The following is a 14902-nucleotide window of genomic DNA, read 5'->3' on the forward strand; positions in this document are numbered from 1 at the left end:
TAGCTGGGTGCAAGTTAAGTTAATAAGTCTTCAAGGAAGTATAAATTAATAAAAGGGATGGACTATGATCAAGCAGTATATGGCCGCGATGGGCGTCGAAGAAGTGCAATATCAAAATGGTGATTTTGACGTCAATAGCCCGATTGATGGCTCGGTGATTGGCAGTATAACCTTGGACAGCGTTGATGAGGTCAATACCAAGATTGCCAATGCCAAAAAAGCTTTTAAAGAGTGGCGCGTGGTGCCGGCGCCACGACGTGGCGAGCTGGTGCGCCTGCTCGGTGAAGTGCTGCGCGAGCATAAAGAAGACTTGGGTATGCTGGTGTCATTTGAAGCGGGCAAGATCAAAGAAGAAGGCCTAGGCGAAGTGCAAGAAATGATTGATATTTGCGACTTTGCCGTCGGGGTGTCGCGTCAGCTTTATGGTTTGACGATTGCGTCAGAGCGTCCAGGCCATCACATGCGTGAGACATGGCATCCGCTCGGTGTGATTGGTGTCATCTCAGCCTTTAACTTTCCCGTTGCGGTTTGGTCTTGGAATACCGCACTGGCTATCGTCTGCGGTAATCCGGTGATTTGGAAACCATCAGAAAAAACCCCGCTCGTTGCTTTGGCCTGTCAAGCACTGTTTGAAAAAGCCTTGACTAAATTTGGCGATGCGCCGGACCATTTATCGCAAATCTTACTCGGTAAAACCGATGTCGGTAACGCCTTGGTTGAGCATAAAGATGTGGCTTTGGTGAGCGCCACCGGCAGTACGCGTATGGGCCGAGAAGTCGGGCCAAAAGTTGCCAACCGTTTTGGTAAATGCTTGCTTGAGCTTGGCGGCAACAACGCCATGATTTTGGCACCAAGTGCTGATTTAGACTTAGCGTTACGCGGCATTTTATTCTCCGCAGTTGGTACAGCGGGGCAGCGTTGTACGACATTGCGCCGTCTATTTGTGCATGAATCTATCAAAGACGACATCTTACCGCGCATCAAGTCCGCTTATGAAACCGTTAGTATCGGTCATCCACTAGAGGGCAATCTGGTCGGGCCACTGATCGATGAAGACAGCTTTAATAATATGCAAGCGGCGTTAAAAAAGGCGCGAGAAGCGGGCGGCACGGTCACGGGCGGCGAGCGCGTCCTTACAGACAAATATCCTAACGCCTATTACGTAACGCCTGCCATTGTCGAGTTTGACGAGCAAAACGATGTCGCCAGAAGTGAGACATTTGCGCCGATTCTGTATGTCATGACCTACCAAGACTTTGACGAAGCCATTGAGATGCAAAACGATGTCCCGCAAGGCCTATCATCATGCGTCTTTACCAATGATTTGCGTGAGGCGGAGACTTTCCTCAGTGACCGTGGTAGTGATTGCGGTATTGCCAACGTTAATATCGGTACCAGTGGCGCTGAGATTGGCGGCGCGTTTGGCGGTGAAAAAGAAACTGGCGGTGGCCGTGAATCTGGCTCTGATGCGTGGAAAGTCTATATGCGCCGTCAGACCAATACCATCAACTATTCAAAAGAGCTGCCACTTGCCCAAGGTATTAGCTTTGGTTAATAAAAAGGTGAGTACAGACTTTTGCTAATTTGATGTATTTATCAATAAACTGCCAAGCGTACTTTATAGAAGCTTGGCAGGCTAAAAATGATAAGCAATCAAGGATTGGTTGCCACTCCCATCGACGACTACTAAGGAAGGTAGAACTATTATGATCGATGATAAAACGCATAACCCCGATATAGACGGCTATGATCCGTCGTCTAGCTTTTTACTCGATATTGCGCCACTTGTATTGACTGCCATCATTCTGATGATACAGTTTTTCGTCTTCAAAGATTTCACCCCTCACATACCCTTAGCCTGCGGTATTTTAATCACCGGTTTGTTTATGAAACTGCGTGGCCGCAGTTGGCAAGGTATGGAAGAGCGGTTTTTAAAGGTCATTAAAATCGGCTTGCCAGCGATGATTATCCTGATGGGCGTCGGTATGCTCATCGGCGCATGGATTATCGCCGGAACCGTGCCGACCATTCTGTACTACGGTTTTAGTATTTTCTCGCCTTCCTCGTTTTTATTTTCCGTCTGTCTTATTTGCGCCATTATTTCTGTCGCTACGGGTACCTCGTGGGGCACGGTTGGTACCGTGGGTCTTGCGATGATGGGAATTGGCATGGGGCTTGGTATACCCGCGCACCTAACAGGTGGTGCTATCGTCTCCGGTGCTTTTTTTGGCGACAAAATGTCACCGCTATCAGATACCACTAACTTAACCCCAGCCGCGGCGGGTGTAGACCTTTGGGATCATATCAAAGGTATGCTGCCGACGACCGTGCCCGCCATGATTACGGCTTTGGCGCTCTATGCTTGGATTGGTATGGGTTATGGTGACGATAGCATCGATTTGTCTTCTATTCGTGCATTGCAGGATAATTTAGCGGCCAATTACAATTTAAGTATCATCACCTTATTGCCAGCGTTAGTGGTTATTGTCGCCGCTGTGATGAAAATGCCAGCGATACCGACCGTATTAAGCGGGGTGCTGGTAGGCTCAGTGATTGCCGTCTTTATGCAAGGCGTGGGCGTGAGTGATGTTTTTAATGTTTTACAAAATGGCTTTGTCAGTGAAACGGGTTTTGAAGTGGTAGATCAGTTGTTGTCAAAGGGCGGCGTCATGTCGATGACATGGGTGATCAGCTTAACGATATTTGCTTTGGGTTTTGTTGGGGCGCTCGAGCACTACGGTACGCTCAAAGCCATCATGGCGAAAATTAACCATTTCGTAAAATCGCGTTTGGGGTTGGTTTTTACGACGTACGGCAGTGTGCTCAGTGTCGGAACGCTGATTGGTGATGTTTACACGACCTGTGTTTTGCCAGGGCGTTTATTACAAGACAAATATAAAGATATGGGCTATAAGCGCACGACCTTGACGCGCTCTATCGAAGACGCGGGAACGCTTTTGTCTCCACTTATCCCGTGGAATATGGGCGGTAGCTTTGTAGCAGCGACACTTGGGATAGCAACATTGACCTATGCACCTTTTGCGTTTGCTTGTTGGTTGTCGCCTTTATTTGGGCTGTTATGGGCGTTCCTTGATAAGTTCATACCGCGCGAAGAGCCTGAGGTGGAAGAGGTTGACGTTGCTTTTTCTGTCAATGAAGCGCGCTAATAAAGGAATATGATATGTTGCAAGAGCAGTGTTTATGGAACATGACCGCGCCGAATATTGACGCTTATAGCCAAATGAGTAGCGATACCCAAGCGGCGGTGTGCATTATTGGCGGCGGATATACTGGGTTGTCAGCGGCGATTCATCTGGCTGAAAAAGGCGTCAAGGTTGTCTTACTTGAAAGCCAAACCATCGGTAGTGGCGGCTCGGGAAAAAGCGTTGGGCTCGTGAACGCCGGAACTTGGGCGCGCCCTGATGACTTGAATATCAGTCTGGGTGAAGCAGCCGGTGAGCGTTTGACCCAAGCGCTTGGACAAGCACCAAGTTTGGTGTTTGATCTAATCAAACGCTATGATATCGACGCCCAAGCCACCCAAGCGGGCAACCTTCACATGGCGCATAATGCCAAAGGTGAAATCGATGTCGATATCAGATACGAGCAGCTGCGCCGCCGCGGTGCCAATGTTGAGGTATTGACTGGCAGCAAATGCCATGAATACTGCGGTACCACCAGTATCAATAAAGCCTTATTAGACCACCGCGCTGGTACCATCAATCCGCTGGCGTATGTCAGAGGGCTTGCCAAAGTTGCCACCAATCTTGGCGTGACGATTTACGAGCATTCTGGCGTTGAAGCACTAGAAAAGGTGGACGGTCATTGGTATGCAAGAACCGCCAAAGCGCGCGTCAAGTCTGAGCGCGTCATCATCGCTACCAATGCCTATAGCGAAGGCGAATGGACAGAAATTAAGAAAACTTTTTATCTGGTTTATTACTATCAAATCGCCTCTGAACCACTGAGCGGCGAGGCGGCAGAGCGCATTTTACCTTATAAAACAGGGGCATGGGATACCCGCTTGGCGTTATCGAGTTTCCGCCGTGATAATGACAATCGCCTATTATTGGGCACGGTTGGTGGGACGCAAATGAAACCAAAATCCTTTTATCAAGCGTGGGCCAATGCGGTGCAAAAGAGCTATTATCCAGATCTGCCTGCCTTTAATTGGCAATATGAATGGTGCGGTAGCTTTGGCTTTACCCAAGATCATATCTTTCGCGTGATGGAGCCCGATGAAGGTTTGCTGACCGCGACGGCCTATAATGGTCGCGGTATTACTACCGGTACGCTCATGGGTAAATGCTTCGCCGAGTATATACTGACCGGTAATAGAGACAGTATACCTATTCCCTTCAAGGCCTTAGAAGAAGCGAAAATCCCTTTTGCAGGCATTAAATCTGGCTTTACGGAATTGGGACTGACTTTATACCATGCTGGTCAGTGTCTTAAAATTATCAGATAGCATGTTTATTTACATAGTGTGGTTATTTACTTGGTTAAAATTCGACTAAATTTTTATAAATATCATAGCCAATATGGTCGTCGTTGTAAGTTATACATTTAAGCTTATCGCTAAGAACATTTTAAAATTATAAACCGTGATAAAAGCTTTAATAAATGGCGGGTTGCTTGTTAGCTTTTTTAATGTCACATTTAGGGATTGTTAATAATAAAATTACAGGGCAGTTTAAGGAACATTATGCGAATTTTAGACATTCATACGGTAAAAAAACAGCTGACCATGTCGATGGCAATTGAGGCGATTGAGGAATTACTCAACGTGCAAGGCGAGCATCCGACTTGGGTCAAAACGCCTGAACGCCTTGTCATTCCAACTTTTGAGGAAAGCAGTACAAAAAGCTCTGGCAGCCATTTATCCATGCCGGCAGTGGTATTTGACGGTACTAATGAATATGCAGTCGTCAAACTGGTTACTATCTGCCCAGACAATCCTAAGCGCGATAAACCGACAACCATGGCCAATGTTACGGTCTCCGACAATGACACAGGAGAGATGTTGGCCTTTTTGGATGGGGTCTATATCACCCAAGTACGCACCGCAGCGCTGTCTGGTATCGCAACTAAATATTTGGCCAACCCCGATAGTCGAGTGGCAGCAGTGGTCGGCACGGGCGGTATGGCGTATGAGCAGCTCAATGCCATTCTTACCGTACGTCCAAATATCAAGCAGGTGAACCTTTGGAACCGAACCGAGCAGACCGCGCATAAATTTCAGGAGAAATTTAAAAAAGACTATCCACAATGGGACGTTGATTTTACGGTGTGCGACGATATCGAAGCGGCGATTCTAGACGCCGATATTATCAATTTGGCAACGCGTGCGACGTCAGGCTTGTTCGAAGCGGCGCAGATAAAAGCCGACGCTCATATCAATGCCGTTGGCGCCTATCAAGCATCGATGAAGGAAGTGAGCAATTCGGTGATAGAAGCCAGCACGTCTGTCATTATCGATGACGCCGAGGGCGGCTTGCATGAAGCGGGTGATCTGATCCAAGCTCATGAAGACGCTGATAGTACTTGGACGTGGGATAAGCTGACGGGAACGCTAAGTGATTTGATCAATGAAAAAGTCACAATTGACCTAAATGCCAATAAAGGTATCACGCTGTTTAAGTCGGTTGGCGCGGCAAGCTTCGATGCCGCCGTCGCGTTAAAGGTTGCTCAAAAGGCCAAAAAAGAAGATTTGGGCCAGTTTGTTGCGTTATAAAAGCTGTCTGCTAATAAGGTAACAGTTTTTAAGACAATAATTTTTAAGACAACGATTTTATTTTGGTCTAACGATCTCGAAGAGTATTGACATGCGCTATGACGTGATTGTAGTTGGGGCAGGCATCGTAGGAACCTCTATCGCGTGGCATCTGCAAAAAAACAACGCTCAGGTGCTGTTACTCGATAAAAAGCTCCCAGGAGAAGAAACTTCCTACGGTAATGCGGGCATTATCACCAGAGAAGCGGTCAATACCAAACCCTTTCCGCGAAGTGCTAAAGAGATTTTTAGCGTACTGCCCAATAACCGTACCGATATTCGCTACCGTTGGTCGGCAATTTATGGTTTTCAGCGCCCTTTATTTCAGTACTGGCTATATTCCAGCCCAAAAAATATCGAAGTTATCGATAAAGAATGGGCGACGCTGATTGAGCATTGTACCAATGAGCACGAGCCGATGATTAAAGCGGCTGGCGCAGAAGCGCTGGTCAGTAAGATAGGCTGGATTGAGCTTCATCGTAACTCTATTCATTTTGAAAAAGCTATTAGCAAAGCCGTAAAGGCTGCGGAGCAAGGCGTAGAGTATCAAGTGCTATCGCTAGTAGCGCTGCAAGCCCTAGAGCCAAATCTGAATTTTACCGATTATATTGGCGGTATCCACTGGAAAAACTCGTGGCAAATAAAAAATCCCAGTCACCTTGTAAAAGCCTATGCAAAAAGTTTTGCAGCGATGGCGGGCGAGGTTAAGCAGTCAACCGTGACAGATATTATGCAAACGGCAGAAGGCTGGCAAGTTGTATGCGGCGATGATACCTACGTCTGTCAGCATGTCGTGATAGCGGCAGGGCCTTGGTCAGCTGAGCTTATCAAGCCACTGGGTTATAACATACCGATGTTTCCTATGCGTGGCTACCATCAGCATTTTAAGATCACACCCAAAAACGCCCTTTCACACAGCTTATTTGATGTCGATAAAGGGTTTGTGATGGGTGCAATGGAGCAAGGCATCAGAGTTACCACGGGTGCTGAAATGGCAAATTTAGACGCGCCAAAAAAATTTGACCAACTAGAAGCCGTGCTGACTCATGCAAGAAAACTTGTGCCACTTGAAGATGCCGTGGAGTCTGAAGCATGGTGCGGGACAAGGCCTTGTATGCCAGATATGAAGCCAGTGATTGGCCCTGCATCAAAACATGATAACTTGTGGTTTGCGTTTGGTCATGCTCATCAGGGGCTGACATTGGGGCCTGTCACAGGGCGTCTTATCGAAGAAATGATTCATAATAAGCCATTATTTATCGATGCTAAGCCCTTTAGTAGTCATCGTTTCGCTGCTAATCTTTAACCGTTTTCCAAAGCGACTGCCTCCCTTTTTCATCTTTCTTTCTTACATCATTCATTTTACTTCTATATCGATTAATACGTGAGCTAGGGCGTTTTGCCGTAACGCTTAAGGCATATCGTTAGTACTATTGAGAGTCAAACACCCACCCTGAAAAAATGGAAATGAGGTAATATTAAGCTTAGAAAAGAAGTGGAAATGTAAATAAAAAAGGAGTTTAAAAATGAAAGGAATCACGCGCTTCTCAAATAGCTTAATGGAGAAATATTTACCCGATCCATTTTTGTTTGTCATTATCTTGACCTTGGTTATTTTTGTCATGGGCTTAGGTCTGACCGATTCCTCACCGATACAAATGGTGGCGTTTTGGGGCGAAGGATTTTGGGCACTACTGGCGTTTTCGATGCAAATGGTGTTGGTGCTAGTCACAGGTTATGTGTTGGCCAGTAGTCCGATATTTAAAAAAGGACTGGGCAAACTGGCCAGCTTTGCAAAGTCGCCCAGTAGCGCGATTATATTGGTCACCTTGGTATCCCTTGCCGCTAGCTGGATAAACTGGGGCTTTGGCTTGGTGATTGGCGCGTTATTCGCAAAAGAATTGGCAAAACGTGTTGAAAATGTGGATTACCGTTTGCTTATTGCCAGTGCGTATTCTGGTTTTATCATTTGGCATGCGGGTTTCTCTGGCTCTATCCCATTATCCATTGCAACAGAAGGCCATCCATTCGTCGATAAGATTGGGGTGATTCCAACGAGTGCTACCATTTTTGCGAGCTATAACTTAATTATCGTCGCGGCATTGGTCATTATCGTGCCGTTATTAAACCGTCTGATGATGCCGAAAAAAGAAGATACGATTACGGTAGATCCAAAACTTCTTGTAGACCCTATCGTTGAGGCGCTTCCACCAAAGTCAGATATGACCCCAGCGGAGCGCTTAGAGAATAGTTGGATTTTATCCATGGTCATTGGCTTATTGGGTATTGCTTTTATCGTTTATTATTTCGTGCAGAACGGCTTTGCTTTAACGCTCGACTTGGTGAACTTCATGTTTTTATTCCTTGGGATAATATTCCACGGAACGCCGCGTAAGTATTTGATTGCCATACAAGAAGCGGTTAAAGGGGCGGGCGGTATTATCGTTCAATTCCCATTTTATGCGGGGATTATGGGTATGATGACGGCTTCTGGTTTAGCCGGAGTGATGTCAGAAGCGTTTGTTAACGTCTCGACAGTGGATACGCTTCCGCTTTTTGCTTTTTTAAGTGCAGGACTGGTTAACTTTTTTGTCCCCTCAGGTGGCGGACAATGGGCGGTGCAAGCGCCAATTATGTTAGAGGCGGCGGAGATGCTCGGTAGTGATCCGGCCAAAGTTGCCATGGCAGTAGCGTGGGGTGACGCTTGGACAAATATGATTCAACCGTTTTGGGCGTTGCCTGCTTTGGCAATCGCTGGACTCAAGGCCAAGGATATCATGGGCTTTTGTGTCATTGTGCTGATTGTCAGCGGCGTTGTGATTGGATTAGGGTTGTTGTTTTTATAAATAAAACTCCTAGTAATGGCCTTACCTAGTTCACAGGTAAGGCTTTTTTTTGAAAAACCAAAATGCCTCACGCAAAAAACAATATCGTCCCATGAAATGCGAACCCTAATGGGGTATCATAGCTATCCTAAAAAGAAATGAATCGCTTAAAGCAGCATTGATAAAGCAGCATATCAATTCTCTTACCCAAATATTTATACCAGACCATTGATATAAGGCGTATCACGATGCAACAAAGACAGAATCCTATGGAACAAACGCCAAACGCGGTAGAGCATCAACCGGTCTTTATGCCTAGAGTCAATAGTGATAATTTGGTCAAAACGGACATGGTAAGGTTTGAGCGCCACGTGGGGTTTGCCAGTAGACAAAAGAAAAAATCCATCAATGATATGCATCAAGTCATTCGCAAAAAATATGGCTTTAGCCATGTTTTAGAGCTGTCTAGCAAATCTGGCAATAAACTCAGTTTCCCGCTCAGTCCATTAAGCTTAAAAATTACCAATGAGCATGACGGTCAAGCCTATAGTGTCGAAAATGCTTTGCAAGCCAGTAAAGTATTCGAACATGGTGGGCCGTATCTTGACTTACTGACCGTCGCACCAAGACAGGCCAAAAAAGACGAGCGTTTAACAACCTCTGGTGAGCTGATTGGCTATGATTATTTTGGCATGGAGTGGAGCCTTGAGCCATTGACTGCGTTTTATGATTGGCTGTATGTCAATGCGCTCAAGCAAAATCCTCAGCTACATGAGGAAGTTATGCAGTATCAGGCCTTTACCGATCGTGAGTTTAATCCCAAAAAATCTATCCATTGTGCGGCCTATTCGCTAGCGATGTTTGTCGCGCTCAATAAACGTGGGTTGCTTGATGGCGTCGAAGACCCGATTGTGTTTTATGATTTATATCATGACTTTAAAGTCAGTAATACGGCTAAACTTTTGGAAAATGGTTTGCTTTGATGGGTGTTTTTAATTAAGTTATTGAGCAGAAAGAAAGTTAAGCATAAAAAAAGCACCGAGCTTGCATGGCTTGGTGCTTTTTGTTTTTAGCGTGGAGATTGTTATTTCTAATTCATAGCCAGTACTTACAGCAACTCTTTACGCAGCTGGGCAGGCGTTTTAGGCGATAACAAGCTAGGCGCGACATCGAGGACGGTTTTTGCGCCACTCTCTCCTGCTTGATTCATTTTATAAGCAGCGCGGGCATAAGCCACGAGTACGCTGGCGGTAAATTCAGGGTTGCTGCCAAGCTTTAACGAGAACTCTAACACCTGATTGTTTTGCGCATTATCCATACCGCTTACGCCACTGCGAATAACGAATCCGCCATGCGGCATTTTTTGATGGTCCCGCTCAAACGTCTGCTCGTCAATAAAGTGCACTGTGGTATCGTAGTCGGCAAAGTAATCCGGCATGGTGACGATGGTATCGCGTACGCTATCGCTATCGGCACCATCGGCGAGCACGATATAGCATTCGCGGATGTGTTTCTCGCGAGTGCTTAGCGTTGGCTGCTCGCCATTGCGTACTTTTTCCATCGCAGATTCTGAGGGAATGGTATATTGCACGCCTGATTTGACGCCGTCGACGCGGCGTACTGCATCTGAATGTCCTTGGCTTAAGCCTTTGCCCCAAAAGGTGTAGGTTTCGCCGACCGGTAAAATGGCTTCGCCGTATAAGCGGTTGATAGAGAATAAACCGGGATCCCAACCGACCGATAGCATGGCGACTTTATTGGCTTTTTTGGCAGGCGTATCAAGCGCGGCAAAGTACTCAGGGATTTTGGCGTGAGTATCAAAACTGTCGACGATATTAAACAAACCAGCGAGCGCTGGACCTTGCTCAGGCAAATCAGACTTAGAGCCGCCACACAATATCAGCACGTCTATGTCGTCTTTATATTGGGCAATATCGTCCATCGCATACACGGGCACGCTGTCGTCAATCAGGGTGACGGAGGCAGGATCGCGGCGGCTGAATACACAAACCAGCTGCATGTCCGGGCTTTGCTTAATGGCTGCTTGGGCGCCGCGGCCAAGGTTGCCGTAACCGGCGATGGCGACTCTAATTATTGATGTCATTATGATTAGCCTTACGTTGATAGAGCGGAAAATCCATTACTGCTAAAGTGATACGTAACAAGTAACAATGCTATGCAATTCATATTTACTGTGAAATAAAGTATGCGCAGTAATCTGCCCTGTAATGAATAACTGATTGATAGAAATGGCATCTATTTTAGAGGATTATGTTTACAAGTGATAGGGCGCGGTCATACTAAATTTCAGATGAGGTTAAGTATGGACTTTACATAATATGACTGCCTCAATGAGTCGCTAAGTTGTTTTCAGTGATGATAAATAGGTTTGGGTTCATCTCTCTTAAAATAGGTACTGAATTTCCTATATAATGTCAGCTATCTCGTTATTGATTATTCATTCAATTCAGTCTTTTTCTTAGTACAAAAAGCTTTTTATTAGGTGAAAATGGCACTTTATGTTTAATACTTCCTCGACTCGTTTAAATAAATATATTAGCGAAAGCGGTATTTGCTCTCGGCGCGACGCTGACCGTTTTATTGAACAAGGTAACGTGTACGTCAATGGCAAACGTGCTCAAGTAGGTGCGCAAGTGGTTGCTGGAGATACGGTAAAAGTTAACGGGCAACTTATTGAGCCACGAGAAGCAGACGATTTCATTTTTATTGCGTTGAACAAACCAGTCGGGATTGTGAGCACCACAGAAAGCTCTGAGAAAAACAATATCGTTGATTTTGTTGGACATAGCGACCGTATTTTCCCGATTGGGCGTCTGGATAAAGATTCTCAAGGTTTAATCTTTTTAACGAGCAATGGCGATTTGGTTAATAAGGTGTTGCGTGCGGGTAATAACCACGAGAAAGATTATGTGGTGACAGTCAACAAGCCGATAACCGATAGTTTTATTGAAGGTCTAGCAGGTGGCGTACCTATTTTGGGGAGAATGACGAAAAAGTGCCCGGTGACTAAGGTAGCGCCTACCGTGTTTAATATTATGCTAGTACAGGGATTAAACCGTCAAATTCGCCGTATGTGTGAGCATTTTGGCTATGAAGTCGTAAAGCTTGAACGCACACGGATTATGAATGTGAGTCTAAAGGGTATTCCCGTTGGAGACTGGCGAGATTTAACCCCAAAAGAGTTGTCCGTTTTACTGAAATCTGTAGAAGATTCTTCTTCAGAAGACAATACTGCGGCTAAGAAATCACGTAAGTCGCCACGAAGAAAACCGCGTACTGATACCTCATCAAAATCAAAAGAGTCGTCAAAACCAGCGGGCGCAGCAAAGCACAATGCTAAACACCCCAAAGATGGCGCTAGAAAACCAGCGGGTTCTAAAGGTAAGCGTCCTTTCGGGGATAGCAAGAAGTCTGGGGGCAATGGCAAACCTGCTGCTAATGGTAAGCGTCCTGCAAGAGGTCGAGGTTCTTCGCGGTCCTCAAAACGATAGACCAGTAGGTAGTGACTTTTGATGCAGTGGAGCATTTAAGTTAGGTTAGTAACCAAACTAAGTAGTGATATAATGCCGCGATAATCGATATTTTATAAAAGGTTTCCATTATGGCTCGTACCGCTAGCGCCTTACACATTTTAGTAAAAGACAAAGAACTGGCTGATGACATTATGGCCAAACTTAAAAAAGGTGCGCAGTTTGACGTGCTGGCTAAGAAACACTCAACTTGCCCATCAGGTAAAAAAGGCGGCAACTTAGGTGAGTTTAAAAAAGGTCAAATGGTACCAGCATTTGATAAAGTTTGCTTTAACGGCGAACTTTTTACCCCGCATCTAGTGAAGACCAAATTTGGCTGGCATGTGGTTAAGGTGCTTTATAGGACGTAAGCGTTAGGCTTTTTATTTAATGATACAGACAATAGATGTTACCTAAAAAGCCAGACAACTTAAGCGGTCTGGCTTTTCTTATGATTCACACCATGTTTTACCAAGTTGTCTTAGCATCATTTTAAGTTTGTCATTGCTTGATCATAATATTAAACCACTTTTCATTTCTATCTACTCTTTGATCATCAGTAAGCCAAATACTGTCTTTGAATTCATGGTTGGTTTTTTGCTTGATAGCTTCCCAGCGTTCTTCATTCATATCGCAAAAAAAGCGGCTGTCTTTCACGTACTCATCATCGCCATATTTAAACGATCCGTAAAAAACGCCATCGTCTGTCTGACCCATGCCGTCAAATCCGTACACATAAACTTGGGAGATTTTAATTACGCAGCCTGACGATAGTAGTCAAACCACACCTGTCTTGGCGCTCGATAGCCCAAGCCCTTTTGAATCCTAGTCTGATTATAATACAGCTCAATATACCCAATGATATCGCTAGTGGCTGCAAACCTCGTTTTATAATCTTGATGATATACTAGTTCATTCTTCAAGACGCCCCAGAAGCTTTCTATAGGTGCGTTGTCATAGCAATTACCTTTGCCGCTCATTGAGCCTGTAAACTTATGCTGCTCGATAATCTTATGGTACGCATGGCTACAATATTGGCTACCTCTATCTGAATGAACAATCAGTCCTTGAGTAGGTCGTTTGTTCTTGATTGCCATATTGAGTGCACGGCATACTAAATCAGCGGTCATGCGCTTATTGATAGCGTAGCCGACAAGCTCTTTGGTGTATAAATCTTTCACTCCAGCTAAATATAACCAGCCCTCAGCAGTCCAGATATAGGTAATGTCGCTGACCCATGCTTCGTTAGGACGCTTAGCGTCAAACCTCTGATCTAAAACATTGTCATAGACCAGCTTGTTGTGGTTTGAGTCAGTAGTGACTTTAAAGCGCTTATGACGACGGCATTTGATGCCGTGTTCCTCTTTGATGCTTCTTACCATATACAGGCTAATGTTGTGGCCTTGTTTGCTTAGATGAGCATGCAATCGATCTACGCCATAACGTTCTTTCATTTCACTGTGAGCGGCTTTAACTAGTAGCTCGCACTGATTGCGGTGTACCTGCTGTTCGCTGATGTCACGACTTAGCCAATCGTAGTAGCTTGAGGGCTTAACGCTTAATACACGGCACATAGTAGTGGTGCTAAATATCTGACGATTGTCTTTGATAAAAGCGTACTTTACGGGCTGTTTTTCGCGAAGTACGCGGTCGCCTTTTTTAGAATCTCGCGCTCCTCTTCAGCCACTTTGAGCTGACGCTTGAGCTGCTTTATTTCTTGAAGAGCACTCATAAGGTCAGGATCATATTGCTCTGTGCCAACAAGCTTGCCTTGATTGGCTTTGTTATGCCAGTTTGATAGCGTTTGCATAGCAATACCTAACTGCTTTGCAGTAGCTGAGATATTGCCATTATTATCTGCTATCTTCTTGACAGCTTCAGCTTTAAATTCGTTACTGTAGGTTCTTAATTTCTTGGTCATGGTAAACTCCTATAATTGTGCTTAGTTTACCAAGTTTAGTTGTACGGTTTCTTCAGCATAGCTCATTGTCATCTTGGTTGGTTTTACCGCTATATGCTGTCATAAGGTTACCTTTTAATGCCTGTTAAATAATAATCGTTAAATGAAGTGAATGCATTCAAGTTTTTAGTGGGTTTTATCGCTGTGTATCAAACGTAAAGAGACGTTGGGCACAGTAATAAAACCAAGGTAAGCTATATTCTTAGCGTAGCTTAGACTATCAGTGACTGAGACTGATAAAGGTTTATGAAGCTGTTTTATGGGCTTGCTTAAAAAAGCGAAATAGCAGAAAGCGCTCATAGGACTCAGTAGCTGAGTATGAGAAGAATGTTTTAGAAGTATGAATTTTGGAATCAATAGACTAGAAGTAGTCATAAAGAAATCTCCTGTTGCTCTGTCTGTGTCAAATTGAAACGACACAGTCACCTTACAGAGCGAAAAGGAGGTGTGCGTTTTACCAGTCTTTGTTTTTCATCGCGCTGGAAGTAGCCGTAAACCCACGATGTTTTTTTATCATAGCAAGCTGTTTATTATTTGTCAAAAGCGAGATTGAGCTATGCTGAAGAAATTCTAGAGAACAATGGCAATATCTTAGCGACTGCAAAGCAGTTAAGATAGCCATGGAAACCTTATCTAACTGGCAGAATAAAGCGAATGAAGGCTATTGTATTGTGTCAGCGTGCTGAGTCTTTGATAGTACTGGGGCAGTCTGTTATAAGTATTTCCATTAGAGCAGTCTATTTTAAGTGGTCTATTAACAGGTTTAAAGAGTAAAACGACTGGTTCTGTTGAGATATAGATCGCCAAGACAGGT

12 protein-coding genes are annotated in these 14902 nt (G+C 44.9%); 9 read left to right on the top strand and 3 right to left on the bottom strand.

Annotated elements, in window-relative coordinates:
• The first annotated feature begins 64 nt into the window (after positions 1-64).
• The 7 genes from amaB (at position 65) to JMX70_RS01715 (ending at position 9581) form a co-directional block, all read left to right on the top strand.
• Complete coding sequence (amaB, locus tag JMX70_RS01685) at positions 65-1555, top strand: L-piperidine-6-carboxylate dehydrogenase (protein ID WP_201589056.1); 1491 nt, start codon at positions 65-67, stop codon at positions 1553-1555.
• A 151-nt stretch (positions 1556-1706) separates the two neighbouring features.
• Complete coding sequence (gene nhaC / locus JMX70_RS01690; protein WP_198328016.1) at positions 1707-3167, top strand: Na+/H+ antiporter NhaC; 1461 nt, start codon at positions 1707-1709, stop codon at positions 3165-3167.
• Positions 3168-3181: 14 nt separating this feature from the next.
• Positions 3182-4468, top strand: a complete 1287-nt coding sequence (gene amaA, locus JMX70_RS01695) for an L-pipecolate oxidase (RefSeq protein WP_201589059.1) — start codon at positions 3182-3184, stop codon at positions 4466-4468.
• Positions 4469-4705: 237 nt separating this feature from the next.
• Positions 4706-5734 carry an ornithine cyclodeaminase family protein gene (locus JMX70_RS01700; RefSeq protein ID WP_201589062.1) on the top strand — a complete coding sequence of 343 codons (1029 nt, stop codon included), beginning with the start codon at positions 4706-4708 and terminating at the stop codon, positions 5732-5734.
• 91 nt (positions 5735-5825) lie between these two features.
• Positions 5826-7079, top strand: coding sequence for an NAD(P)/FAD-dependent oxidoreductase (locus JMX70_RS01705; RefSeq protein ID WP_201589065.1), 1254 nt, complete (start codon positions 5826-5828; stop codon positions 7077-7079).
• A gap of 220 nt (positions 7080-7299) precedes the next feature.
• Complete coding sequence (locus JMX70_RS01710; protein WP_201589068.1) at positions 7300-8619, top strand: short-chain fatty acid transporter; 1320 nt, start codon at positions 7300-7302, stop codon at positions 8617-8619.
• A 248-nt stretch (positions 8620-8867) separates the two neighbouring features.
• Entirely contained in the window at positions 8868-9581 is a 714-nt protein-coding gene (locus tag JMX70_RS01715; protein WP_201589655.1) for a DarT1-associated NADAR antitoxin family protein, read from the top strand.
• A 125-nt stretch (positions 9582-9706) separates the two neighbouring features.
• Here JMX70_RS01715 and JMX70_RS01720 read toward each other — a convergent pair whose 3' ends face one another.
• On the bottom strand, positions 9707-10702 hold the full coding sequence (locus JMX70_RS01720; protein ID WP_201589071.1) for a diaminopimelate dehydrogenase: 996 nt from the start codon (positions 10700-10702) through the stop codon (positions 9707-9709).
• A gap of 415 nt (positions 10703-11117) precedes the next feature.
• On the opposite strand from JMX70_RS01720, the gene rluF reads away from it, so the two are divergent.
• Together rluF and ppiC are read left to right on the top strand one after the other, a co-directional pair.
• The gene (rluF, locus tag JMX70_RS01725) at positions 11118-12110 is read left to right on the top strand and encodes a 23S rRNA pseudouridine(2604) synthase RluF (protein WP_201589073.1); all 993 of its coding nucleotides are present in this window, start codon (positions 11118-11120) and stop codon (positions 12108-12110) included.
• Positions 12111-12220: 110 nt separating this feature from the next.
• Complete coding sequence (ppiC, locus tag JMX70_RS01730) at positions 12221-12499, top strand: peptidylprolyl isomerase PpiC (RefSeq protein ID WP_193031961.1); 279 nt, start codon at positions 12221-12223, stop codon at positions 12497-12499.
• Positions 12500-12629: 130 nt separating this feature from the next.
• On the opposite strand, the gene JMX70_RS01735 is transcribed toward ppiC, so the two are convergent.
• Positions 12630-12845, bottom strand: a complete 216-nt coding sequence (locus JMX70_RS01735) for a hypothetical protein (protein WP_201589076.1) — start codon at positions 12843-12845, stop codon at positions 12630-12632.
• Between the two features lie 38 nt (positions 12846-12883).
• Positions 12884-14049 (bottom strand): IS3 family transposase gene (locus tag JMX70_RS01740; protein WP_192993974.1). Its coding sequence is split into 2 segments (ribosomal slippage): positions 12884-13791 and positions 13791-14049, totalling 1167 coding nucleotides; the frame shifts between segments, so codons are not numbered across the junction.
• Between the last annotated feature and the right edge of the window lie 853 nt (positions 14050-14902).

This window comes from Psychrobacter pulmonis, from assembly GCF_904846465.1.
Classification (GTDB): Bacteria; Pseudomonadota; Gammaproteobacteria; order Pseudomonadales; family Moraxellaceae; genus Psychrobacter; species Psychrobacter faecalis.

Bases quoted from the DNA above. Each gene is read 5' to 3' on its own strand.
- amaB (WP_201589056.1), top strand. From the start codon at position 65: ATGATCAAGCAGTATATGGCCGCGATGGGCGTCGAAGAAGTGCAATAT.
- nhaC (WP_198328016.1), top strand. From the start codon at position 1,707: ATGATCGATGATAAAACGCATAACCCCGATATAGACGGCTATGATCCG.
- amaA (WP_201589059.1), top strand. From the start codon at position 3,182: ATGTTGCAAGAGCAGTGTTTATGGAACATGACCGCGCCGAATATTGAC.
- JMX70_RS01700 (WP_201589062.1), top strand. From the start codon at position 4,706: ATGCGAATTTTAGACATTCATACGGTAAAAAAACAGCTGACCATGTCG.
- JMX70_RS01705 (WP_201589065.1), top strand. From the start codon at position 5,826: ATGCGCTATGACGTGATTGTAGTTGGGGCAGGCATCGTAGGAACCTCT.
- JMX70_RS01710 (WP_201589068.1), top strand. From the start codon at position 7,300: ATGAAAGGAATCACGCGCTTCTCAAATAGCTTAATGGAGAAATATTTA.
- JMX70_RS01715 (WP_201589655.1), top strand. From the start codon at position 8,868: ATGGAACAAACGCCAAACGCGGTAGAGCATCAACCGGTCTTTATGCCT.
- JMX70_RS01720 (WP_201589071.1), bottom strand. From the start codon at position 10,702: ATGACATCAATAATTAGAGTCGCCATCGCCGGTTACGGCAACCTTGGC.
- rluF (WP_201589073.1), top strand. From the start codon at position 11,118: ATGTTTAATACTTCCTCGACTCGTTTAAATAAATATATTAGCGAAAGC.
- ppiC (WP_193031961.1), top strand. From the start codon at position 12,221: ATGGCTCGTACCGCTAGCGCCTTACACATTTTAGTAAAAGACAAAGAA.
- JMX70_RS01735 (WP_201589076.1), bottom strand. From the start codon at position 12,845: ATGGGTCAGACAGACGATGGCGTTTTTTACGGATCGTTTAAATATGGC.